Here is a 25,555-nt window from a genome sequence, read left to right as displayed (position 1 = left end):
TTTTTATACTGACTTATACTGAAATGTCCTTTAGACAAATAAAAACCATCATGAGTAGAGGGATATTTGAATGCTGAGCCTGTCATTGCTTCGACATTAGAGTTCAGCCCATTTACGCATTAAATTATGATAGAGATTGGTGAGTTTAATGACCTCTTCATGCTTGTCACCCAACTGCATACGCAAGTTCTGAATGGACTGATCCAGATTAAACAGCATGTGGCGTTCCGCATCATCACGGATCATGCTTTGTACCCAAAAAAAAGACGCGAGACGGCAGCCGGAGGTTACTGGCGTGACTTCATGCACACTGGTGGACGGGTAGAGGATCATATCGCCCGCCGGCAGTTTGATTTCATGATAGCCATAGGTATCTTCTACCACCAGGTCTCCACCTTCATATTCTTCCGGGTCGCTTAAAAAAACCGTGCAGGACAAGTCCGTGCGTAAACGGTCGTTGGTTCCACGGATACGGCGGATGGAATTGTCGACATGAAAACCAAAAGCTTCATTGTTTTCATAACGGTTAAACAGCGGGGGAATAATGTCGAGGGGAATGGCCGCAGATAAAAACAAGGGATGCTGACCCAATGATTCTAAAATGATGGTACTTAAGTGATGAGTCAGGGGATGATCTTCAGGCAGTTGCTGATTTTGTTTAACTGTGGCTGAAAGTGTGCCAGCAGTGACTTTACCATTGACCCATTCAATTTTTGCCATTTCTTCACGGAAATATTGAACTTGTTCTTTACTCAGGACATGCGGAATATGATGGATCACGGCAATACACCTTTGGAAGAATGAATTCTTTTAGCTATAAAAATAGCCTCATTATTATGAGGCTATTTTAGATTAAATCCATAATTAATTTATGGTTTTAATTGAGCTTAGTATTTGAAATTTAGCGATAATACTGCACTACGACCTTCTGCTTCAGTGGCGTAGTGAGAGGCATATGCTTTAGTGAAATACCGTTCGTCCGACAGGTTGTTGACATTCAATTGCAGGTCAACATTTTCGTTAACGTTGTAACGTGCCATGGCATCGTAACGTACATAACCTGGAACGTATTTGGTATTGGCTAGGTCGCCATAGACTTTGTCCATTGCAGTTGCACCAGCACCAAGTTGAAGTTGCGGAAGAACCTGATATGTTGTCCAAAGTGTAGCGCTGTTTTTAGGAACATTTGGCATTTGGTTGCCGTTAAATACCGTTTGGTCAGTACAGGTGGTACCGCGACAGCTGACGCCATTCTTGGTCGCTTCACTATCTAGGTAGGTATAGCCTGCGCTGATCTCCCATTGATCTGTAATTTTACCGTTCAAGCCCAACTCGATCCCGTCAACTTTGCTTTCGCCAATATTACTATAAGTAGTAGGACTCAACTGGATACGCGCATTCTGCTTTTCAGTACGGAAAATAGCGGCAGTTAAATTCAAGCGATCTTGTAAAAGATCCCATTTGGTCCCAATTTCAAAAGTCTGGCTTTCTTCAGGATCTAAATTGCTATATGCCGCGCCTATACCTTCAGAACCGTCACCAGCATCTACACCCACAGGGTTTGCAGATGTTGCATAGCTGGCATAGATTGAAGCATTTTTAACCGGTTTAAAAGTAAGGCCTGCTTGATAAGTAAAGAAGTCAGTATCACTTTCTGTTGTTACTTTGTCGCCAGCTTGAGCTGTAGGGGTTGTTGCAGTCACAGCACTATTTAGTGCGCCATAGGTCATGGTTTGCTCTGTATCAAACTTATCCCAACGCACGCCCAAATCTAAAATCCATTGTGGATTGAATTCAATGCTGTCCAGGAAGTAAACAGAAGTGGATTTGGTTTGTGTATTGTATTGGTCTGCACCTTCAGTACTGATACTTCCGGTCCATGGTCCCCGATTAGGGTTTTGAACAGAGGTACACCAGCCCGAAGCAATATCGGCAGGGCTACATTTATTGTATTCTGCACCTGTGGCAGACAAACTGTTAATAATATATTGGGTACGGTCAGTTTCTTGGTCGCTATATTCAGCACCTAAGTTAAAGCTATGCTTAAGAGCGCCAGTATTAAATTTTCCAGTTAATGCTAACTGATCGGTAAATGTATCTGTATCGGCGATACGTGAGTTTACACGTGCCCATACATTGCCATTTTTATAAATGTTTCCTTGAGAATCATCTGGGTTGGTCCACAGATAATCATTTTTAGAGCTGTTATAAACTGCGGTATTTGAAATGGTTAGATTATCAGTCAGGTCATGTTCTAACTTGATTGTACCCACCTGATTTTCCTGTTTTTGGAAATCACGGTCTTGCCACCCGTAATAAATGCCTTGCTTGACATCAATTGGTTTTCCTGAATATTGGGAATATCCAGTTGGGTTATTGTATGGTACGCCTGAATCAGGGGTATCATCTGTTTTTAAGTAGTAATAGCTTAAAGTCGCACGAGTAGCAGTATCCAGGCCAAAAGTAATACTTGGCGCAATCCCGGCACGTTTGTATTCAGTACCATCGGCTTGGCCGGCTTTTTCATTATGGTGGCCCATCACGGCCACACGGGCAGCAATACCATTACCAAAATCTTTGTTGCCATCTAGGGTAATACGTTGGTAATTGTCCGTCCCTGCACCAACAGAACCTTCTAATGAGTCGCCTTTTTTTGCAACTTTAGAAATCATGTTAACGCTACCACCAGTCGTACCTGCACCGCCCATTGCAGAAGCTGAACCTTTAGTGACTTCAACCTGTTCTACAGCAAACATTTCACGGTTTTGTGAAGTCGCGTTGCGTACACCATCTACATACATGGAACTTTCTGAGTTATAACCGCGAATAAATGGACGGTCACCGTTTGGGTTACCCCCTTCACCAGCCCCTAAAGTAATACCGGGCACTGTACGCAAAGCATCGCTTAAAGTTGTCACTTGAGTATCTTCAATCAATTGCTTTGAAATTACAGAAACTGATTTAGGCGTATCCAGCAAAGGAGCAACAAACTTGGAGTTGGCAGATTGGTCTACTTTTAAACCTTGAGTTGTTTCTGTTTCTGCCTGAGTATGAATAGTTTCAAGTTGAGCAACTTGATCTTGTGCAAATGCATTCGCTGCCATCACTGAAAGTGAGGAAACAATCGCAGAAGATACGATTTTTTTGCGTGTTTTAATGAAGGCCATTTCGAACTCAAAAGGGTACTGTGAAAACGTATGAGAATAATAATGATTCTTATTTTTTATCACTATGAGTTATAATTGTAATTGGTAATCATTTTTAAGTTATTGATTTGTTTTTTGAATCAAATAATGTGGTTACTCTAAGTTAATTATTTAATTTATATATATATTTTATATTACTATGGTTTTTATATTTTTAATTGGGAATATTGATGCTAATTTTTTTAACAGTGATATGGCAAATCACCAACAAAAATTTCATTTTGTATTCAATGTTTATGCTGAGTCCAAGCGTGTAATTCTACTTTTAAAGGCTATTCCTGGTTTTAAGTAAATAATCTTTTTTGTAAAAAATAAAAACAGGGAATGCGATCATGAAATTTCTACTCAAAAGAGCTTTTTGCAGGAGGAACAGGGAATTTAGACAAAAATTATGAACTGTGGCTAAAACAGGGCTGAATGAGAACCACAAAAGATAGCCAGAAAAAATACTGAAATAAAAAGTATCAAACAGCGAAAAATAGGCGAAAGCGGTAAAAAAAATATAGAAAATGGCGATGTTTATACACTACAGATGTTCAAAGTTGTAATTAAGCCAGACTTTTATGATCAGAATGCTTAAAATTTAATGGTTAAATCATCCTGTTTTGTATATCTTTCAATGTTGTCATATAATGTGGCACTTTCAAAATTGCAATTACTATTTCTATATCGAGGAAGCCATGCAAGTAACTTCTGAAGCGGTTTCGGGCGTTGCCCGTCGTTTAAATGTATCTGTACCGACGAGCCGTGTGAACGAGCAATTTGAAGCTCGTTTAAAACGCACTGCTAAAACTGTGAAGATCAACGGCTTCCGTCCAGGTAAAGTGCCTTTAAATGTAGTACGTCGTGAATATGGCGCAGGCATTTATCAAGAAGTTGTGAACGATGTAATTCGTGACACAGTATTCGAAGCGATTCAACAAGAGAAAATCAATGCAGTTGGCATGCCAAACATTGAAAAAGTTGAAAATAAAGAAGACGCTCTTGTTTATGAAGCAACTGTAGAAGTTTATCCAGAAGTTGAAGTGAAATTTGACGGCTTGGAAGTTGAACGTAAAGCAACTGAAGTCAACGACAAAGACGTCGATCAAATGATCGAAAACCTTCAAAAGCAACGTGCAAGCTGGACTGAAACCAAAGGCATGGCTAAAAAAGACATGCAAGTTACCTTCGACTTTGAAGGTACTGTAGACGGTGAAAAATTCGAAGGCGGTGCTGCTGAAGACTTTAAACTGGTTCTAGGTTCTGGTCGTATGATCCCTGGCTTCGAAGACGGTATCGTTGGTATGAAGAAAGGCGAAGAGAAAGTAATTGATGTTACTTTCCCTGAAGATTACCAAGCAGAAAACCTTGCGGGTAAAGCTGCTCAATTCAAAATCACTGTGAAGCTAGTTGAAAAACAAAAACTTCCAGAAGTTGATGCTGAATTCTTGAAAATCTTCGGTCTAACTGAAGAAGAAGGCGTTGAAAAATTAAAAGCTGACGTTCGTAAAAACATGGAACGTGAAGTGAAAAATGGTCTTCGTAATCAGGTAAAAGGCGCGACTTTCGATGCACTTGTAGCTGCAAACGAAGTTGAAGTTCCTGCTTCTATGTTGTCTCAAGAAATTGACCGTCAACGTCAACAAATGATTCAACAGTTCACTCAACAGTTTGGTGCTCAAGGTGCGAAAGCATTTGACAGCAGCATGCTTCCAGATGACCTGTTCAAAGAACAAGCTGAAAAATCTGTAAAACTTGGCGTATTGGTTAGCAAGGTTTTAGCGGACGCTAAAATTGAAGTTGATGCTGCTCGCGTTGAAGCTTACATCGAAGACATGGCTTCTTCTTACGAAGACCCAACTGAAGTGATTGAATACTTCAAAAATGACAAACAGCAACGTGCTCAAATCGAAGCTGTTGTATTAGAAGATCAAGTAGTTGATCACATCTTGGCATCTGCTAAAGTGACTGACAAAAAAGTAAGCTATGAAGACTTATTGAAAGAGCAACAAGCTCGTCAACAAGGCTAAGCTTAGCTGACCGAAAAAAGGCGCATGATGCGCCTTTTTTTATGTACAGGCTTATTTTGAACCTGTCCTGAATTCACAAAGCTTATATAAAAATATCTGTTATTTAATTGGGAATATTTTGCATTTTCGGCAATTATCCCTCATATTGTGACTATGAGTTGAGTAACAAAAAATTTAGGAATAAATAACGTATGTATGTTCCAACAATTGATAACGCTTTAGTGCCAGTAGTGGTTGAACAGTCTTCTCGTGGTGAGCGTTCTTTCGATATTTTCTCACGTCTTTTGCGTGAACGCGTCATCTTCTTAACCGGTGAAGTTGAAGACAACATGGCAAATTTAATTGTTGCTCAAATGTTGTTTTTAGAAGCAGAGAACCCAGATAAAGATATACACCTTTATATTAATTCACCAGGAGGTTCAGTGACTGCAGGTATGGCCATTTACGATACCATGCAATTCATTAAACCGGATGTCGTGACGTATTGTATGGGACAGGCAGCCTCTATGGGTGCATTCCTGCTTAATGCAGGTGCTAAGGGTAAACGTTATTGCTTGGAAAATGCCCGTGTGATGATTCACCAGCCACTTGGTGGTTTCCGTGGTCAGGCATCGGATATTGAAATTCACGCGCGTGAAATTCTATTTATTAAAGAACGTTTAAACCGTTTAATGGCAGAGCATAGTGGTCAAGACTATGAAACTGTTGCTAGAGATACTGACCGTGATAACTTTATGACAGCACAGGCTGCTAAAGAATACGGTCTCGTGGATGAAGTACTTACTAAACGTCCATAATTTTCAGATTTTTATATTGGAGTGAATATGTCCGATCATCCTCAAGGACAAAAGCATTGTTCATTTTGCGGTAAAACGCAGTCTGAAGTCGGGAAACTGATTGCAGGTGAGGACGCTTACATCTGTAATGAGTGTGTGGACGTATGCCTAGATTTAGTCCAAACCAGCCAGCAAGTTGAATCGGGCGATTGGGCGAGCAAACCGTTGCCTAAGCCACACGAAATTCGTGCCGCACTTGATCAATATGTCATTGGTCAGGATGTTGCCAAGAAAACGCTTTCAGTTGCAGTGTATAACCATTACAAGCGTCTAAAAGTGACCCATAGCGGCCATAAGCATGATGATGCAGTTGAACTGGCAAAAAGTAATATTTTACTGGTTGGACCAACAGGTTCAGGTAAAACTTTGCTGGCACAAACTTTAGCGCGTTTGCTTGATGTTCCATTTGCCATGGCCGATGCGACCACTTTGACCGAAGCGGGTTATGTTGGTGAAGATGTGGAAAACATCGTACAGAAGCTGTTGCAAAAAGCCGACTATGATGTAGAAAAAGCGCAAAAGGGTATTATCTATATCGACGAGATCGACAAGATTACCCGTAAATCTGAAAATCCGTCGATTACCCGTGATGTATCTGGTGAAGGTGTTCAGCAGGCGCTGTTAAAAATGATCGAAGGTACGGTTGCTTCCATTCCTCCGCAAGGTGGTCGTAAGCATCCGCAGCAAGAGTTCATTCAGATTGATACCTCGAATATCCTGTTTATCTGTGGCGGTGCCTTCTCTGGCCTAGAGAAAATCGTACAACAGCGTCAGGAAAAAGGCGGGATCGGTTTCACTGCTGAAGTGAAGAACAAAAATGAAACCCGAAAGTTGTCTGATTTGTTCCGTCAGGTTGAAGCAACAGACTTGGTGAAATTTGGCTTGATTCCAGAATTTATTGGTCGTTTGCCGGTCATCGCAACTCTGGATGAGCTGGATGAAGAAGCCTTGATGCAGATTCTGACTGAGCCAAAAAATGCCTTAACCCGTCAATATCAATATTTGTTTGATATGGAGCATGTGGATTTGGTATTTGAAGATTCAGCATTACGTGCCGTGGCAAAAAAAGCTTTGGAACGTAATACCGGTGCACGTGGTCTGCGTTCAATCCTAGAAAATGCGTTACTTGAAACCATGTATGATTTACCAAGCCGTACCGATGTCGGGACTGTGATTGTGAATGATGCAGTGATTGCAGGTGAAGCAAAACCAGTGTTAAAAGCAGAACGTCAGCCTAAATCAGAGACTGAAAATGAGGCTAAAGTAGATTTAAAAGTGATAAATTCTAAATCTGCTTAATTCGCTATTCGTCAGAAACGCGCGGAAAACTTGTGTTTTCGCGCGTTTTTTATTTCCAAAAATAAAACCTAATGTTAATCTCAAGAACTCGGCGTGGACGCCGAAATAAAATCAATATATAGCAAACAATGAAGTGCTTAATTCAGTTTAGTACAAAAATAAAAAAATACGCGGTGAGGGAAAATCATGCGTGGAGTCTGTATTGCAGTCTGTGCAAGCTTTATTTTATTGGGATGCCATGGCAAATCTGCTATGGAGCACACTCAAGCGACATCGACCTTAAAACCTGTCAATACTGAACATGAACCGGGATTATTGGAACAGTACCGTTTTGGCATGTTTAGCATTGGTGCTTGGGTCAATCAAAAAATAGGCCAGCGCTTTCAGCCAGTTCAGGCACAGAATGATCAGGCGGCCATTGTTTATTTATACCGTCCTGACAGTAAGTGGAACCGTCAGGAAATTGTGGCTTCCAGCCTGTTTATCAATAGTGAACGTATTCCAAGTTTATTAAACAATCATTATTACTGGGTTGAATTACCAGCAGGAACATATCGTATATCAACCAGCCGTCCTGTAGGTGTACAGCATTTCCAAAAGCCCAAATATCTGGATTTTACCGTGCAGGCAGGACAGTCTTATTTTATTAAGTATGATGAAGAAAACTTAACCACCCGTCGTGAAGTTTCGGGGCCTTTAATCTTGATGCCGGAAAAAACTGGCTTAAATGAAATTGCCTATACTCAACTGAAATCTGCAAGCTATAACTTTGTTGCGCTCGATCAAAATAGCGGGAAGGTACGTAAGAAAGCGCAAAAAATGAAACCTGCAAAATATGATCCTGCAGAAGATGTACAGCTGATCAAACCTTTTAAACTGTGGAATCCTTTAACCTGGTAAAGAAAGAGTATTGGCTTGGTGAAATAGACCTTAAGTGGTTTAGAGTAGACAAAGTATTCATCTTAAAATAAAAAAAGCACCCTAATGGGTGCTTTTTTTAACTTGGAATATTAGTTCGCAGCAGCATCAACTACAGGAATCTTCCCAATTTTTGCTTGCCAGATTTTTGGTGCAGTCGCGTGAATTGAAGTACCGTTCACATCTACAGCTACAGAAACAGGCATGTCTTTAACGACAAATTTGTAGATTGCTTCCATACCCAAGTCAGCAAAAGCAACAACTTCAGCTTCGCGAATTGCTTTTGATACTAAGTAAGCAGCACCACCGACAGCCATCAGGTAAGTTGCTTTGTTGTCTTTAATCGCTTCAACAGCAGCCGGACCACGATCCGCTTTACCAATCATGCCGTACAAGCCAGTTGCTTCAAGCACTTGGCGAGTGAATTTGTCCATACGTGTAGCTGTTGTAGGACCAGCAGGACCAACAACTTCGTCACCTACAGGATCAACTGGGCCAACGTAGTAAATGAATTTACCTTTAAGGTCTACAGGAAGTTCTTCACCGTTATTCAACATGTCAACCATACGTTTGTGCGCAGCGTCACGACCGGTATAGATTGTACCGTTAAGTAATAAGGTATCACCTGGTTGCCAAGAGTTCATTTCTTCTTGGGTGATGTTGTCCAGGTCAACACGTTTAGAAGTTGATGAATCCCAAGTTACAGCAGGGTAGTCTTCAAGGCGAGGTGCTTGAATGTGAGAAACACCTGAACCATCTAATTGGAAATGTGCGTGACGAGTTGCAGCACAGTTCGGAATCATACCCACCGGTTTGCCCGCAGCGTGACATGGATAATCTTTGATTTTAATATCAAGAACAGTTGTTAAACCGCCAAGACCTTGTGCGCCAATACCTAAGGCATTTACTTTTTCGAAGATCTCAATACGGAGTTCTTCCATTTTGCTTTGTGGACCACGACGAAGTAATTCGTCCATGTTGATCTCTTCCATCAATGCTTCTTTGGCAAGCATCATGGCTTTTTCAGCAGTACCACCAATACCGATACCGAGCATACCTGGAGGACACCAGCCTGCACCCATGGTCGGAACAGTTTTAAGTACCCAGTCCACGATTGAGTCAGAAGGGTTCAACATGGCAAGTTTAGATTTGTTTTCTGAACCGCCACCTTTAGCAGCAACAGTAATGTCGACTTTGTTACCCGGTACGAGTTTGTAATGGATTACTGCAGGGGTGTTGTCTTTGGTGTTTTTACGGCCAAATGCAGGATCAGCTAAAACTGATGCACGAAGTACGTTAGAGCTTTCCAGGTAACCTTGACGTACACCTTCATTGATTGCATCGTCCAGGCTCATGGTTAAATCAAATTTAACGTCTAAACCCACTTCAAGAAATACGTTCACAATCCCGGTATCTTGACAGATAGGACGGTGGCCTTCTGCACACATACGGGAGTTAATTAAGATTTGTGCAATAGCATCTTTTGCGGCTTTGTTCTCTTCACGATCATAGGCACGGCTCATCGCTTGGATAAAGTCTTGTGGATGATAGTAAGAAATAAACTGAAGCGCATCTTTTACCGATGTGATCAAGTCATCTTGCTTGATAATAGTTGTCATATCAAATATCTCTTGAGCGGGCTGTTAGCTAGCGGGCTAAATTATAAGATAAAAAGCATGTTTTGTGGGCATTTTGCGTGCTTTTTGGCCGAAAGTTTAATGGTGAATTTCAGCACAAATGAATGGTCGTTTTTTGAGTGATTTTTGTCATAGAGATGACAAGAGTAATCCTTGTTTTGGGTAAAAATGACATTTAAAATATTGATTTAAATGGTTTTAATTTATTTATTATCTGGAATTATTGAAAAGTAAAATTTAATTTTTCTGTTTTCTTAGTAGGGTTAAAGGTGGTCAAGTTGTCATAAATTTGTCCTAAAATTTTTACATCATAAGTGCATCAAATCTCATCTGATAAATACAGACTTCTTTCAATTGCTCCAGGCATGAGTTTTTCTTTATATCGTGCAGTGATAGGGTTTCGGTCAGCAAAAAGATTAGGCATAGGCTTTATCTTCTTTTTTTGCTTTAAATTTTCTCAAAAATAAAAACATTCTAAATCTTCAAATCTTCAAATCTTCAAATCTTCAAATCTTCAAATCTTCAAATCTTCAAATCTTCAAATCTAGATCTAAATCTGCCTATACTCTTGAGAATAACGTTTAGAAAAACTGCTCATGAAAGATCAGTCTGAGTTTGCCAAAAATATTATTAAAATTTATAAGAAACATGCACGTGCATGGACAGAATTACGCGGCCAGTTTTTGTATGAAAAAACCTGGCTCGATCATTTTCTTTCGCTGATTCCCGAACATGCTCAAATACTAGATTTAGGTTGTGGCTCGGGAAAACCGGTTGCGGCTTATTTAATTGAACAAGGTCATGCCGTGACGGGTATGGATAGCTCAGATACGATGATTGAAATGGCAAAGCACAACTTTCCTGAACAGCACTGGATTCAGGCAGACATGCGTCAGCTGGATTTAGGGCAAAAGTTTCAGGGGATTTTAGCGTGGGACAGTTTTTTTCATTTGACTCAAGATGATCAGCGCAAGATGTTTGCTCAGTTTTCTAAGTTGGCTGAAACAGGGGCAGCTTTGATGTTCACCAGTGGGACAAGTCATGGAGAGGCTCTTGGAGATCTGTTTGGTGATGTACTGTATCATGCCAGTTTGTCGCAAGATGAATATCGCCAAGTATTGAAAGATCACGGTTTTGACGTGGTCAAGATGGTCGAGGAAGATCAGGACTGTACAGGGCATACGGTATGGTTGGCGCAAAAGTTTTGATTAAGCCATGCTTAAAAAGTTTCGGTGAATAGATAAGTTAAATTTTAAAATATCAAAAAAAAAACCACCCAATTTTTCAATCAGATGGTTTGGAAAACTTAAATTTACGAATTATTGAGCCGATTGTTGCTCTGCCTGAATGGCAGTCAGTGCGATCGTGAACACGATGTCATCGACCAATGCGCCACGTGACAAGTCATTCACAGGTTTGTTCAGGCCTTGTAACATTGGACCAACACTCACCACATTGGCAGAACGTTGTACTGCTTTATAGGTGGTGTTACCTGTATTCAAGTCAGGGAAAATAAATACATTTGCGCGACCTGCAACTGGCGAGCCTGGTGCTTTAGACTGACCTACGCTTTCAACCGAAGCTGCGTCATATTGCAATGGACCATCAATCAGTAAGTCTGGACGGCGTTGCTTGGCAATTTCAGTCGCTTTGGCTACTTTTTCTACATCTGCTCCTGCACCTGAAGTACCGGTTGAATAAGAAATCATCGCGATGCGTGGGTCAATACCAAATGCTTTAGCAGAGTCTGCAGATTGAATGGCAATTTCAGCCAGTTGTTCTGCATCTGGATCAGGATTAATCGCACAGTCACCATAGACATAGACTTCATCCGGTAACAGCATAAAGAATACTGAAGATACCAGTGAGTAATCCGGTGCAGTCTTGATTAACTGGAATGCAGGACGAACCGTATTGGCTGTCGTGTGGACTGCGCCAGATACCAAGCCATCAACCTGATCAAGAGCCAGCATCATGGTGCCTAAAACTACCGTGTCTTGTAGTTGTTCACGCGCTTGTAACTCGTTGAGTTTGCCTTTACGTAAATCAACCATTTTCCCAACATAATTTTCGCGAATCAGGTCTGGGTCAAGAATTTCTAAATCATGCGGTAATTCAATTCCACGTGCTTTTGCTACTTCAACCACAGCTTCAGGTTTTGCCAGTAAAATACAGTGGGCAATTCCACGAGATTGACAAATTGCTGCGGCCTGAATGGTACGTGGTTCATCCCCTTCAGGAAGAACAATGCGCTTTTTCGCTGCAATTGATTTTTGCACCAGTTCATGACGGAATGCAGAAGGGGACAAACGTGGTTTATGTGTATCGCTGATTAACTGCGTTAACCAGTCTGCATTGATGTGGCTGGCCACGAAACGGGTCACCTGCTCAGCACGCTCGGTATCATCTACCGGAATTTCATTGCTTAAATTCAGCAATTGTTGTGCTGTGTCAAAAGTGCTCAATTTGGTATGTAAAATTGGCAAGCCATTTTTGATTGCTGTTTGACAGAATTCTAAAGCTTGAGTGCTTGGTGCCTGATGTTCAGTTAAAACCAAACCTGCCAGTGGAATGCCATTACTGCTTGCCAAGCTACTTGCAAGCAAGACATCAACACGATCAGAACCGCTGATGATGAGTTCACCTGCCACGAATTTATGCATTTCGTGTTCAATATTCGATGCAATTAAACTGCTGTGTAATACACGGCGTTGTGCTGCTTCACCTTGGTTAATCCATTCTGCAGAAATGTGCACAGCCAAGTCAGACATGCGTGGCACACTTAAAGTGTTGCTGAATGGAACTAAGCCAATGACTGGCATACAGTCTTTACCAATCATTGGGTGCGTGCTTTGAATCGCACTCACAAATCGGTTGGTATCGCTAATTAAACGCAGGTTTGGATCAAGCGTCACAGGAATCTGTGCAGAATCTTCCGGCAAGCCTTTGGTACGCATGAACAATACGCCTGCAGTACGCTCGCAAGTCGCACCACCAAAGAAGCGTAATTGATTGTCAACTTTTGCCGCGGTTTTTGCCGCATTGTTAATGTCGGCATTGCTGACAATAATCACTTTGGCATCAAGCGCTTTCGCCAGAGTGGCATTGAGCTCTGTCGCAAAAGGATCACGTCCGTTGGGTAGCACGCCTTCTACAATAATGACATCGTGATGTTTGGAAATTTCACGGTGTAAACGTACTGCATCTTCAAGCAGCTCGTCATTTTCATCATTTTTTAAACGTTCAGTCAGGGCCGAATAGGAAATCGGTTCAACGGTTTCATGCTTAAACAGGTGACGATACAGTGCAGTGGTGCGGTCTGCTTCAGGCTGTAATTCTTGAGAGAAAGGCTTTAGAAAACCTGCTTTTACACCTTGGCATTCCAATGCATAAATTAAACCAAGACATGCAGACGTTAAGCCAACACCAATTTCTGTAGGAACCAAAAGTATTGTTTTCATAATTTTTTCTAAATCATAAAGGGATTTATTGAAAGCATAAGTAGGCTACGATTGCTTAAGCAATCGTAGTCTCACATTCAGGCTTTTTTGCAGCTGACTGATTTACCTCGCCTTCTACAACGTGTGCTGTTTCTTTGGCAATACGGCCTTCTTCATCGGTTGGAATGACCCAGATTTGAGGGCCTGTGCCAGCATCAATACGACCTTCTGTACCGCGTTTTAAATTATTGTTTTGTTCTTTGCTTAAGTTGAAACCGAAGTGAGGTAAGTAAGCCATGGTCTTTTCACGGATATAAGCCGAGTTTTCGCCAATACCGCCAGTAAAGAACAGACCATCAAGACGTGGCAGACCACAGCTTAAAGCAGCCAGAGATTTAGCCAAACGGTAGCAGAATACTTCAATGGCCAGCGTTGCATCTTCATTGCCTTGTTCTGATGCTTCAATCAAGGTACGCATGTCATTTGAAAGATTGTCTGATAGACCGAGCAAACCACTTTCTTTGTTCAGCATTCTGTCAATTTTATACACATCCCAGCCCAGGTTGGCAGCCAGGAAGCTGTGCAAACTTGGATCTACATCACCACTACGGGTGCCCATGACAATGCCTTCAAGCGGGGTTAAGCCCATTGACGTATCAACACTTTGACCATTCCAGATGGCGCAGGTCGAGCTACCATTGCCTAAATGTGCAGTTAACCAGCCGCCTTGTTTTAAGCTGCCTGCCAATTCTGAACCACGTTCAGACACGTAAGCATGGCTGGTACCATGGAAGCCATAACGACGCACGTTGTGCTCTGTATATAAGAATTTTGGTACGGCATAACGGTAAGCATGCGCTGGCATGGTTTGGTGGAATGCTGTATCGAATACTGCCACTTGTGGAAGGTCCGGGAACAAACGCATGGTCGCGTCAATTCCTACAAGGTGAGCAGGGTTGTGAAGCGGGGCAAGTGGCGTCGCTTCACGAATACGATCAATGATTTCTGGTGTTAATAACTCAGCTTTGGTCAATGTGCCACCATGTACGACACGGTGCCCAATCGCTTGAGGATTATAATGAGAAAGACGTTCTAAAATGGTTTCCAAAGCCTTTTCATGATCGGCATGTGGAATAGACAGTTCGAGTGGCGCGCCACCAACAGTGACACCCTTAATGCGTGCTTCAGCAGAACCTAAATTTTCTGCTAAACCAAAAATACGATCTTCACGACGTTCTGAAACGAGTGCATATTTAATAGAAGATGAGCCGCAGTTAATAACTAATACTGATGTAGACACGTTTTAATACCCGAATTTTAATTGAAATAAGTCGTCCCTAAAGTGATCTTTATGCAGTACATTTCAATGCAATTCAGATCAGTCTGCATGTTGTATCATGTGTTGATTTTCTGTCCTAGATAGACTTTAGGAGATTAGACTTAAGCACTATCGACCAGTGAAATAATAATAAATAGAATTTATTGGTTGATGGTTTTCATTTATTAATGAAATAGTACTCAAGCATAAACGCTCCTTCCTGTACGCCTTTAACCCTAGCATGAGAAATGAATTTTGAGCAGGAGCTAAGTGTTGTTTTTATGCTTAGTTTTGATACTTGATTTCTGACCAGCGTACAATGACATAGGCAATCAATGCCACCATAAAAAACACCAGCATCATCCAGGCCAGACCTTGCAAGGTTTCAATAATTGTCCGGTAAATTTCCAGTACCCAGCGCTCTTGAGTCAGTTCAATCACAATTTTCTTGTCATTCTCAGTATAAGTCAGCGGCGTGATGTATTTTTCCATATCGTAAATACGAATGCCTGAAGATGTTCCGACCACCATGCCGGCAAATTTGGTATATTTTGCCCAAGCTTCATGAATCGGGTCGTGAATAATACGTGCCAGAATGGCATTAATCGAATTGGAAAAAATTTTCATCACTGTAAAAGAAACCAGTAATGCCAGTAAAAAGGTACAAATGATCAAATAATAAAACATGTGATTTCCCTTTTATCTTTTTCAATTTTTTTATCATGTTACAAAATTTAGGGCAGGGATAGTGTAGTCGCTGTGTTCAGCCTCATAGTTGAAACTGAACACTTAAAGATACTTTAGATAGAGGAATTATTGGCGAATTTGACCATCCCCAAATACCACCCATTTTTGCGAAGTCAGACCTTCTAGACCGACTGGGCCACGCGCATGAATCTTGTCGGTGGAAATGCCGATTTCAGCACCCAGACCATATTCAAAACCGTCGGCAAAACGGGTAGAGGCATTGATCATCACTGAGCTTGAGTCGACACGGGCCAGGAACTGACGCGCAAGACTAAAGTTCTCGGTAATGATGGCATCGGTATGGTGTGAACCATATTTGTTAATATGATCAATGGCTTCATCAATTCCGCTCACCACTTTAACTGCCAAAATTGGACCTAAATATTCAGTGTACCAATCTTCTTCGCTGGCCGGTTTGACGCTTGAACCGAGAATGCGCTGGGTTTCACGGCAGCCACGCAGCTCGACCTGCTTTTCTGCATACAGTTCAGCAATGCTTGGCAAGAAATCTTCTGCAATTTTCTCATCCACCAGCAAGGTTTCCATGGCATTACATACGCCATAACGATGGGTCTTGGCATTGAGTGCAATGGGCAGGGCTTTTTGCAAATCGGCCTGTGCTTCAACAAAGACATGGCAATTTCCATCCAGATGCTTGATCACCGGAATACGTGCTTCATTGCTGATCCGTTCAATCAGCCCTTTGCCTCCACGTGGAACAATCACATCCACATATTCAGACATGGTAATCAGATGGCCGACTGCGGCACGATCAGCTGTATTAATGACCTGTACCGAAGTTTCAGGCAAGCCTGAAGCCTTTAAACCATGCTGAATCGCTTCAGCAATCGCCTTGTTGGATTGCAATGCTTCCGAACCACCACGCAAAATAATGGCATTGCCTGATTTCAAGGCAAGTGAGGCGGCTTCCAGAGTCACGTTCGGACGCGATTCATAAATCATACCGACCACACCTAAAGGTACGCGCATTTTTCCGAGCTGAATGCCTGAAGGACGATAGGCAAGGTCAGTGATTTCGCCAATCGGGTCAACCAGGTTCATCACATCTTTCAAGCCATGCAGCATGTCTTTAAAGCGGCTGGGGGTAAGTTCTAAACGATCAAGTAATGCACTGTCCAAATGATTGTTACGACCATTGGTCATATCGATTTGGTTGGCAGCCAGAATAGCAGCTTCACTGTCTTGTAATGCAGTGTAAATTGCAGATAAGGCATTGTTTTTGGTTTGGGTAGAAGCGCTTGCTAACACGCGAGAAGCCTGGCGTGCCTGTTGTCCTACCGTTTGCATATATTGTTCAATCGAATCTTGCATAGCGGTTTGATCACTTAGAAATTACATCTTCGATAGTAACAGTCTGGAACCCGACAATGAAGCACCTGCTCAGAAAAAAGTCCCTGAAACTTTTGGACTGTTAATATTTTGAAATCCTTTTCTAGCTAAATTTAGATAAGTGGTTATGGAATCAGTTGCTTGCGCAAGCGTCCTCTGTATATTATGAAAAGATAAAGACAGTGAAGTCTGATAATTACAGCGAAGAATGGACGCAGCATAACGCAGAAATTCTATATTTATTTTCTTGCAAAATAACAATAAGGCAAGAATGGAGGAAGGGATATGAATTCCATGATCCAAATGGACTCGGAAGTAGAAGAATCAAACTCAAATTCTGGTTTTTTTGATCTTTACCATAGGAACAGTTTTAAACAACTGGCACGTACCACCTGGATTGATGGCTGGAAAATAGAATATATGGCCATTGCCCAGCCAGAAACCATCCACAACACTCCAATTGTTATTATTGGTGGTGCTTTTCAAAATTTTAATTCTTATAAATATTGTGTGGAGCAATTGCTCAGTGCAGGCCCGATCATTCTAATTGACCTGCCTTCCATGGGCGCCAATCAGCAAATTACCAATCGCGATACCGGTATTTCTGCGGGAACACTGGAATTACCTGATTTGGCTCGAATGTTGGGTGAGTGGGTCGATATCGAAAATTTATCCAAAGTTTCAGTCATGGGTATGTCGCTCGGTTCGGTTGTGGCTTCAAGTTTTGCCGTGCAACGTCCGGAACTGGTCGATCGCATGATTCTGATGGGTGTGATGCAAAAGACGCGTAAAAGCTGGCGTATGTTGCTGGAAGAATCTTTGCATTTAATGAATGAACAGCGCATGGATGAGTTTGGTCAGGCGGTGATTTTGTATCTGGTCAATCATGCCAAAATCGACCAAACCCGCATGTCACCGACAGCAAAACGTTTATTCTTTAAACAGATGGCTGAATTTACCGCAACCGAGCAAGACCGTTATGAAATTAACTGTAGCCGTTTGCTACGTTTAACTGATGTCCCTATTCCACAATGTAAAGTACTGGTGGCATGTGGGCAATATGACAGTTTTACCTTGCCACATGAAAATGCCAATTTTGCTTTGCAATGTCCGGATATGGAATTTGCCATGATTGCCAATGCCGACCATGTTCCGCAATTACAGCGCCGTAAGGAAACCATGGGCCTGTTCGCAACATTCCTGCAGGGACAATCTATTCAAAATGTAGAAGGGATTATTCCCATGAGCCGTGCCCAGTTGTCGACTTTGGAGCGCCGTGCTGAAGAACGTATTGCGGTACAAAAACCGATGACTGTATTAATGCATCGTCATTCAGATTTGCAGTTACCTACCCATATTGTTGATTTAAACTTTTTTGGCGTTTTACTCGAGTTTACTCCTGGGGTAACTGACAAAGTTGCACAGTATCCACGTGATTTGGCTTTGCATCTGGAAGATGAAGAAGGTCAATTTAAAATTGAGTGCTTAATTTTTGAAGTTTATCCAACACGAGTTCGGGCTTTATTCAAGCATGGCAGTTTTGATGTGGCGGAACGTTTATTGCGTTATGTGCAACGACAAAAAGAAGTGATGACGGTTTTAGAATCGGTCAGTTAATTTGTGATCCGTCCCCAAAAAAAAACAGCGTTATATAACGCTGTTTTTTTTGCTTGCATGAATCATCCACACCAGATCACCCAGGTGTTCTTCATGTGAGGGAGAGGGCACAGTTGGATTTTGAAAATACTGCTGCGGTTGTAGAATACTGACCTGTTCAAAACCAGCTTGCTGGAAAAAATCCTGCGCCTGCTGAGGATTAATAAAATGGAAACTAAATGCGCTCTTAGACATCCATTTCAGTAATTTACTGCATGCCCAAATAAAATTGGCCAGTTTATTTTTGATCGGTTCTGGATAGATATCAGTCAAGTAATGCAGTTCTCTGAAATTTTCACCATAATGATGAATTGCTTTAAGCAATTGTAATAACATGTCTTTGTTAAAATAGTTGATCAGGCCTTCACTAATCACCATCAAAGGACGGTTTGGATCAAAGACGTGGAAAGCCTGTTCAAAATCAGCAGTGAATAAATCCACGGATAAAACTTCCGGGCTATTGGCGTCAATCTGTTTTAAGGCCTCGGTTTTGACTTTTGCCATATCGGGTAAATCAAGTTCACGATAATCAATATGGGGAAACTTCTGTCGGAAATTCCAGCCACGCGGAGAAAGCCCGCTGGCAATTTCAAGCACCTGTAAATCCGGGTGTTGTTCAATCAGTTGAATTAGATGCTGATCAATCATGTGGTGGCGTTGTTTCAAGGTGGTACGCATACTGCCGCCAACAAATTTTTCTGCCCAGCTTTCTAAAGGATGCAGCAGTTTGGCGAGCATTTTTCCTTTAGATGTCGCAAAAACCGGATGAGAAATTCCCATGGTGTACCAGATGTATCCGGTGTAATGGGCAGTAAATGAAATATGTCGATGTTCTGAAAGTTGTCGTGTCATGTCATCCTGACCTTATCTGTTTTTTTAGTTTTTAACTTTGGTTGTTTATCGGTTGAGTTTTCTTACATTGCCAGCTCAGCTTATTTTTAGTTTTGACACAAAGCGCAATGACCTGAAGGAAGTAAGCGTAATTTATTTTTATTTATCATAAAGAAAAAGGAACACCTTGTCGTGTTCCTTTTGTCGCATTAATTAAATGATTTTTTAAAATTTTCTATAGTATCGCGAACTTTTTGCCATTTTGCCCCCAAGTTCAGCGCTTGCCCAACACTAATCTCTGGAATTTTACCACGCATACGCTGCAGACGTGTTTGATGCGGTAAAGGCAAATCACGAATCCCTTCTAATGCCGTACATGCTGCTGAGCGGTCATTACAGACCAGACCCATATCACAACCAGCTTTGAGTGCAGCCTGAATACGGGCATCGGCACCGCCGGCAACACATGCGGCCTGCATGGTCAAGTCATCGGAGAACAGCACGCCATCAAAGTTGAGTTGCTGACGCAAAATATTTTGAATCCAGTAGGGTGAGAAACCAGCAGGGTTCGGATCGACCTGATCATAAATCACATGTGCGGGCATCAAGGCATCCAGCTGCGGCATGAGCTGGATAAAGGTTTGCATATCCTTTTGATAAATTTCTTCATAAGAACGCGAATCTACCGGTGCGGCTACATGTGAGTCTGCTTTAACAGAACCGTGACCCGGGAAGTGTTTACCGGTATTGGCCATGCCCGCACGTTTCATACCCTTTATGAAAGCGCTGGCAAGAGGAACAATATCATCAATATTTTTGGCAAATCCACGATCGCCAATCACATCACTGACATCATTCAAATCCAGTACCGGTGCAAAACTGAAATCAATACCTACAGCAAGCACTTCGGTGGCCATCAGCCAGCCGCATTGTTCAGCCAGATCAACAGCTTTTTCAGGTTCAGTGAGATAAAGTTCACCTAAACGGCCCATGGCTGGAAGTAAGGTAAAGCCCTGTTTCAAACGCTGTACGCGACCACCTTCCTGATCCACAGCAATTAAAATATCAGGTCTGACACGACGCATATGATCGGTTAAGGCACGAACCTGCTCAGGTGATTGTATATTTCGTGAAAATAAAATCATGCCGCCTACTTGCGGTGCTCGTAATAGTTCAATATCTTCTTGAGTAAGTTCTGTGCCAGCGATGTCTAGCATCAATGCGCCAATCATATCGGTGTCCGTGTTGGAATTTTATAAAGAAAAACAATACCCGAATTCTGCAATGATTTGCTACATTTTGACAGTACAGAATATGATAAAACTACACGACATACACATATTAAGTTGTTTAAGATTTTGAATATACTGCGTTCATGTTGAAAAACGACGTTGCAATATTGGTCAAAGACCAAGGAAGTACGAATTATTTATGAAACTTCAATCATTAGCTTGTGCAGTTGCAATTGCGACTGGAGGGTTTTTCTTTACTCATGTAGTAAATGAGGCAATTGCTGCAAACAATACCGTTGCAGTTTCTCAAAGCATTCAGCCAACGCAGGAACAAGCCCTTGTATCACGCCAATTGGCGACTTTGGTTGACCGTCAGCATTATTTAAATCAGCGTTTAGATGCGGCGACTTCTAATCGGATCCTTGATTTTTATCTAGATAGTCTGGATGCAGACCATTCATTATTTTTGGCACCTGAAGTAGAACAATATAAGAAAAAGTATGGTGCAAATTTTGGGGCGGCTTTAAAAGCTGGGGATTTGTCGGGTCCGTATTTAATTCATGCACAGTATCGTGAACGCTTAAAACAGTTTTATGAGTTCATGCTGGCGGAATTGAAAAAGCCGCAAAACTTGAAGCAAGGCAATACTTATATTGAAACTGATCGTGAAAAAGCACCTTATTTCAAGACTGCCGCAGAGCAGCAACAACATTGGAAAAAAATGCTGGTATCGCAACTCATCAACTTAAACATTAGTAAAGAAGAAGAGTCTGCGAAGCAAAAAGCCTTAAAAGATGATCCGACCCTGGCCAATGGTCAGGATCTGGCCAGCCCTGAAGATTTAACTCCAGTTCAAACCCTGACCAAGCGTTATACCCGTCAGCTTGAACGCGTTAGCCGTGTAAAGAGCGATGATGTCCTCGACAAGACTTTGAATGCGATGATGCTGACCTATGATCCGCATAGCAATTATTTCCCGCCGGTTGATGCGATGGAATTGAACCGTCAAACCACCTTGCAGCTAGAGGGGATCGGGGTTTCGATTCGTCCTGAACGCGGTAATGAAGATTACACCAAGATTGAAACCATTGTTGAAGGTGGTCCGGCCAGCAAATCAGGTCAGATTAAACCCGGAGACCGTATTATTGGTGTAGCACAAGACGGCGATAAAATGGTCGATGTCATCGGCTGGGCCAGTAATGAAGTGGTCGGCCTGATTCGTGGCAAGCGTGGAACCAAGGTGAGTCTGCGTTTATTGGGCGCGGGTGCATCCATGGGGCAGGCACGTACAGTCAGCCTGGTGCGTGATGTCATTCAGGAAGAAGATGCGGGTGTTCGTTCACGTACAGTTGAGATCAAACGGGATGGCAAAAACCATACCTTTGGTGTAATTGAAATTCCGTCATTTTATTTGAATTATCGTGCGCGCCGTGCAGGTGCGGATTATCGTTCGGTTTCTGAAGACACCAACAATGCTTTAAAAAGCCTGGCAGCCAAGAATGTAGAAGGGATTATTATCGATTTGCGTAATAACCCGGGCGGCTCGCTGGAAGAAGTTGCACGTATGCTGGGACAAGTCATCAAATCTGGTCCAGTGGTGCAAATTCGCGACGGTAATGGCAATGTCAGCGTATTTGAGGACGATGACGGTGGTGCACAAACCTATGCCGGTCCACTGGCGGTCATGGTTAATCTGGCTTCAGCATCGGCCAGTGAAATTTATTCTGCTGCTATTCAGGATTATGAGCGTGGTATCGTGATTGGCAGTACCACCACAGGTAAAGGTACAGCCCAGGTTCAACTGGATACTTTGGCCTATGGTCAGGCAACCTTGACCCAGCGTAAGTTCTATCGTGTTACGGGTGGAAGTACCCAAAATAAAGGGGTAGTACCTGATATCAAGCTGGTTGATATCTACAATGAAGAGTTTGGCGAGCGTAAGGCGAAGAATGCCTTGAAATGGGATACCATTCCAACTGCACCATTTAAGCGTGAAGGTTCGGTACAACCTTATGTGCAAAATCTGGCACAAATGTCACAACAGCGTGTAAGTGTTGATCCGCAATTTAAATATCTGGAGCAACGTAAAGCGATTGCGAAAAAAACCGATGAGCAAAAGCGTGTAGTGCTGGATATTGATCAGCGCAAAGCCGAGCTGAACGCACTTGAGCAGAAAACTTTAGAGGCGGAAAATCAGCGCCGCAGCCTGACGGGGCAAAAGCCTTATGCTAATTGGGAAAGTTATCAAGCCTCAATGGATGCTTTAATCGAGTCGCGTGCGAAAATGAAAGCAACACAACGACCTGCTTTGCCCGAAGAAGAAAGCTTTGTTATGGAATCTGCCAATATTTTATTAGATTATGCAAAATTACAATCCACTAAGGCTGCTGGCCAGTAGGCGCTGTAATTTGGTATTTTTCATTTAAATTTTCCGAAAAAGCCAGTTAGTTGATCTGACTGGCTTTTTATTGATGCATGAGCAAACAGAGGCATTATTTTAAAAATATGAACGGTGTGAGGATAATGATAAAAATGTTGAACTATGTTTCTATTGTAAAATGAATACATAGAAATAAAAAAGAATAGAGCAATTATCACTTGACCAAAATGGAATAGTATTAGATTCTTGTTTTAATTGATTGTTTTTATAACCACTCTTTAAAGATAAAAATTTTCTTGCTTGTATGAAAAGTATCAATCACGTGGATTAAAACAAGAAAGATACCTTATACGGAACTGAATATGGTTCATATACATTATGATTTTAGTCTGGTGATTGCTTCGATAGTTGTTACTATTTTGGTCTGTTATTTTACTGTTTCATTCGAACAATTATTATTCCGTGGCCTGCGTCAGAAATATGAAAAAATGCTTCTCGTCATCAGTGGTCTGATGCTTGGAGCTGCAATTTGGTGTATGCACTTTGCTGGTGTGCTCGCTTGTCATTTACCAGCAGATTACTCTTTTGATTATAGTCTTACTTTTGTTTCCTATCTTATTGCGTTCATTGCATCTACTTTTGCCATTTGGTTGACTACACGAGAAACCTTACCCTTTGGCCGGCTTGTTTTAGGTGCGGTACTGATGGGAATAGGTAGTGCCGGAATGCACTATACTGGCATGATGGCGCTGATCATCGATCAGCATCGGATTTATTATGATCCTTTGCTGACAATTTTTTCTGTTTTAATTGCAATTGCAGGTTCAGGTTTAACGTTCTGGCTTATTTTTAAATATAAAAATGCAGTACAGCAAAAGCTGATGATCAAGATTTTTCTGGTATTGATGATGGCGCTAACCATTGTCGCGATGCACTATGTCGGTATGTGGGCAATCGCTTTTTATGAAGTTTCTGCAGATCAACAGATTGCACCTTATCAAATTGGCCAAGGATTAATTTTATTAAGTGTGATTTTAGTCACCAGTTTAATTTTTCTCGCTGCATTTTGTGTTGCTGTGCTGGAACAAAGACTGGAAATCCGAAATATACAGCTTTCTAAAGCCAATCGTGAACTGGCCAATCAGGCTGTGCAGGACAATTTAACTAAGTTGCCCAATCGTTTATTCCTAGCGGAATATTCACATTTTTTATTTACCGATCATCGTTACAGGGATGATCAAATTGCCTTTCTCTATATCGACTTAGATCGTTTTAAAGCGGTCAATGATGTATTTGGGCATCATATCGGTGATCAGTTGCTGGTGCAACTGGCGACCCGCATTCAGCAGAATCTGAAACCAAACGAAAAACTGCTTCGTCTAGGTGGAGATGAGTTTTTGATGGTGCTGGAACAGGCTACCCTCGAACATGCAGTTGAAAAGGCCGAGCAGTTATTGGAACAAATCCAGGACAGCTTTTTGATTGCTGGTAAAGAAATTAATATTTCTAGCAGCATTGGCATCGCCCTGTATCCCGATCATGGTAATAATTTGCAGGATCTGCTGATTAATGCGGATGCAGCCATGTTGACGTCGAAATATCAAGGGAGAAATACCTATTCGCTGTTTAGTTACAGTGCTGATCAGCAGGAGACCAAAAGTCAGACCAAGCTGATTAATGATTTATATAAAGCAGTTGAAGAACAACAATTTGTTCTGTTTTATCAGCCCAAATTTACCACTGGGGATTATGCCATTTGCGGCGTAGAAGCCCTGATCCGCTGGAATCATCCAAGCTTGGGAATGTTGACGCCAAACATGTTTATCGCGGGGGCTGAAAAAACCGGGCTGATTATTCAAATGGGCTATTGGGCACTCGAGCAAGCCTGTAAGCAAATTCAAATCTGGGAACAGACCGATTCCAACTATTTTCCAGTCGCAGTGAATTTATCCGCCGTACAATTTGAACATAAACATCTGTTTACAACACTAGAAAAATTATTTGCTCAATATCAGATTAATCCTAATCATTTAGCCATCGAAATTACAGAATCGACAGCTATGCATCACGTGGACTCTACCATTCGGAGTTTTGAGCGGTTACGTCAGATGGGGATTAAACTGGCGATTGATGATTTTGGAACCGGGCATTCCAGCTTTTTATATTTGAAGAACCTGCCTGTGGATGAGTTGAAGATAGACCGGGAATTTATCCGGGATCTGGCAGTCGGCTCAAAAGATGAAATCATTCTGGCAAGTATTATCCAGCTGGCCATAAAACTGGGTTTGGTGGTCACTGCAGAAGGGGTGGAAACACCTTTGCAGGCAGATATCCTGACCCGTTTAGGCTGTCAGCAATTGCAGGGTTTTCTGCTGGGAATGCCAATGGATGTGAACCGTCTGGAAACAATGGACAAGGCACTATTTACTTAAACTTGATGCGGGTTGAACAGGTTTAGTTTATTTCAAAAGTTTTATGATCTGCTGCAATATGGTCAATTTTTCATATTGATCATATTTGATCTTGAGCACTCTGGTTCTGCAGTAAGTATTTTCCATAAGTTTTAAAGATGAGTTAGCGGCGCAGGTCGTTCAGCGACGTACATTTGCCATTATTTCCCACCTAGGGTGAATAATATCATTAAGTTTATTTAATAAATTCATAGTCTGGCTGAAGAGTCGTTTGAAAATACA

The 25,555-nt window shown here is 41.8% G+C and carries 17 protein-coding genes; 8 read left to right on the top strand and 9 right to left on the bottom strand.

From position 1 onward, the window contains the following. Window positions 1–96 precede the first annotated feature (96 nt). Together ABJ384_RS12220 and ABJ384_RS12215 are read right to left on the bottom strand one after the other, a co-directional pair. Window positions 97–780 (bottom strand): Fe2+-dependent dioxygenase, encoded by a 684-nt coding sequence (locus ABJ384_RS12220; protein ID WP_349927612.1) that lies wholly within the window; start codon window positions 778–780, stop codon window positions 97–99. Window positions 781–887: 107 nt separating this feature from the next. Beyond that, the gene (locus ABJ384_RS12215; protein WP_349927611.1) at window positions 888–3,167 is read right to left on the bottom strand and encodes a TonB-dependent siderophore receptor; all 2,280 of its coding nucleotides are present in this window, start codon (window positions 3,165–3,167) and stop codon (window positions 888–890) included. 719 nt (window positions 3,168–3,886) lie between these two features. Between ABJ384_RS12215 and tig the strand changes: the two genes are divergently transcribed. The 4 genes from tig to ABJ384_RS12195 all read left to right on the top strand — a co-directional run bounded on the left by tig (window position 3,887) and on the right by ABJ384_RS12195 (window position 8,253). Continuing rightward, window positions 3,887–5,218 carry a trigger factor gene (gene tig, locus ABJ384_RS12210; RefSeq protein WP_349927609.1) on the top strand — a complete coding sequence of 444 codons (1,332 nt, stop codon included), beginning with the start codon at window positions 3,887–3,889 and terminating at the stop codon, window positions 5,216–5,218. Between the two features lie 191 nt (window positions 5,219–5,409). Continuing rightward, window positions 5,410–6,015, top strand: coding sequence for an ATP-dependent Clp endopeptidase proteolytic subunit ClpP (gene clpP, locus ABJ384_RS12205; protein WP_086175809.1), 606 nt, complete (start codon window positions 5,410–5,412; stop codon window positions 6,013–6,015). 27 nt (window positions 6,016–6,042) lie between these two features. Next, a complete protein-coding gene (gene clpX, locus ABJ384_RS12200) occupies window positions 6,043–7,353 on the top strand; it encodes an ATP-dependent protease ATP-binding subunit ClpX (protein WP_166169320.1) in 1,311 nt (436 codons plus the stop codon). A gap of 186 nt (window positions 7,354–7,539) precedes the next feature. Continuing rightward, window positions 7,540–8,253, top strand: coding sequence for a DUF2846 domain-containing protein (locus tag ABJ384_RS12195; RefSeq protein ID WP_349927606.1), 714 nt, complete (start codon window positions 7,540–7,542; stop codon window positions 8,251–8,253). A 110-nt stretch (window positions 8,254–8,363) separates the two neighbouring features. Here ABJ384_RS12195 and ABJ384_RS12190 read toward each other — a convergent pair whose 3' ends face one another. Next, window positions 8,364–9,890 carry a fumarate hydratase gene (locus tag ABJ384_RS12190; RefSeq protein WP_349927604.1) on the bottom strand — a complete coding sequence of 509 codons (1,527 nt, stop codon included), beginning with the start codon at window positions 9,888–9,890 and terminating at the stop codon, window positions 8,364–8,366. A 614-nt stretch (window positions 9,891–10,504) separates the two neighbouring features. On the opposite strand from ABJ384_RS12190, the gene ABJ384_RS12185 reads away from it, so the two are divergent. Continuing rightward, entirely contained in the window at window positions 10,505–11,116 is a 612-nt protein-coding gene (locus ABJ384_RS12185; protein WP_349927602.1) for a class I SAM-dependent methyltransferase, read from the top strand. A gap of 111 nt (window positions 11,117–11,227) precedes the next feature. Here ABJ384_RS12185 and pta read toward each other — a convergent pair whose 3' ends face one another. From pta to ABJ384_RS12165, 4 genes are all read right to left on the bottom strand, one after another. Further along, window positions 11,228–13,369, bottom strand: coding sequence for a phosphate acetyltransferase (gene pta / locus ABJ384_RS12180; RefSeq protein ID WP_349927600.1), 2,142 nt, complete (start codon window positions 13,367–13,369; stop codon window positions 11,228–11,230). Between the two features lie 55 nt (window positions 13,370–13,424). After that, window positions 13,425–14,648, bottom strand: coding sequence for an acetate kinase (locus ABJ384_RS12175; protein ID WP_086197489.1), 1,224 nt, complete (start codon window positions 14,646–14,648; stop codon window positions 13,425–13,427). Between the two features lie 303 nt (window positions 14,649–14,951). Then, complete coding sequence (locus ABJ384_RS12170) at window positions 14,952–15,353, bottom strand: hypothetical protein (protein WP_016168218.1); 402 nt, start codon at window positions 15,351–15,353, stop codon at window positions 14,952–14,954. A gap of 126 nt (window positions 15,354–15,479) precedes the next feature. Then, on the bottom strand, window positions 15,480–16,745 hold the full coding sequence (locus ABJ384_RS12165) for a glutamate-5-semialdehyde dehydrogenase (RefSeq protein WP_086197488.1): 1,266 nt from the start codon (window positions 16,743–16,745) through the stop codon (window positions 15,480–15,482). A 303-nt stretch (window positions 16,746–17,048) separates the two neighbouring features. Here ABJ384_RS12165 and ABJ384_RS12160 point away from each other — a divergent pair, with 303 nt between their 5' ends. Continuing rightward, window positions 17,049–18,380, top strand: coding sequence for an alpha/beta hydrolase (locus ABJ384_RS12160; RefSeq protein ID WP_349927597.1), 1,332 nt, complete (start codon window positions 17,049–17,051; stop codon window positions 18,378–18,380). Between the two features lie 30 nt (window positions 18,381–18,410). Here ABJ384_RS12160 and ABJ384_RS12155 read toward each other — a convergent pair whose 3' ends face one another. Both ABJ384_RS12155 and nagZ read right to left on the bottom strand, forming a co-directional pair. Next, the gene (locus tag ABJ384_RS12155) at window positions 18,411–19,271 is read right to left on the bottom strand and encodes a class I SAM-dependent methyltransferase (RefSeq protein WP_349927595.1); all 861 of its coding nucleotides are present in this window, start codon (window positions 19,269–19,271) and stop codon (window positions 18,411–18,413) included. Between the two features lie 188 nt (window positions 19,272–19,459). Further along, the gene (nagZ, locus tag ABJ384_RS12150) at window positions 19,460–20,482 is read right to left on the bottom strand and encodes a beta-N-acetylhexosaminidase (RefSeq protein ID WP_349927594.1); all 1,023 of its coding nucleotides are present in this window, start codon (window positions 20,480–20,482) and stop codon (window positions 19,460–19,462) included. A 199-nt stretch (window positions 20,483–20,681) separates the two neighbouring features. Between nagZ and ABJ384_RS12145 the strand changes: the two genes are divergently transcribed. Further along, window positions 20,682–22,880, top strand: coding sequence for a carboxy terminal-processing peptidase (locus ABJ384_RS12145; RefSeq protein WP_349927592.1), 2,199 nt, complete (start codon window positions 20,682–20,684; stop codon window positions 22,878–22,880). 344 nt (window positions 22,881–23,224) lie between these two features. Next, complete coding sequence (locus ABJ384_RS12140) at window positions 23,225–25,294, top strand: EAL domain-containing protein (RefSeq protein ID WP_349927589.1); 2,070 nt, start codon at window positions 23,225–23,227, stop codon at window positions 25,292–25,294. The last annotated feature ends 261 nt before the right edge of the window (window positions 25,295–25,555 follow it).

The sequence above is a fragment of the Acinetobacter sp. A1-4-2 genome (assembly GCF_040233925.1).
Taxonomy (GTDB): domain Bacteria; phylum Pseudomonadota; class Gammaproteobacteria; order Pseudomonadales; family Moraxellaceae; genus Acinetobacter.
This window is presented reverse-complemented; position numbering and strand designations above follow the sequence as displayed.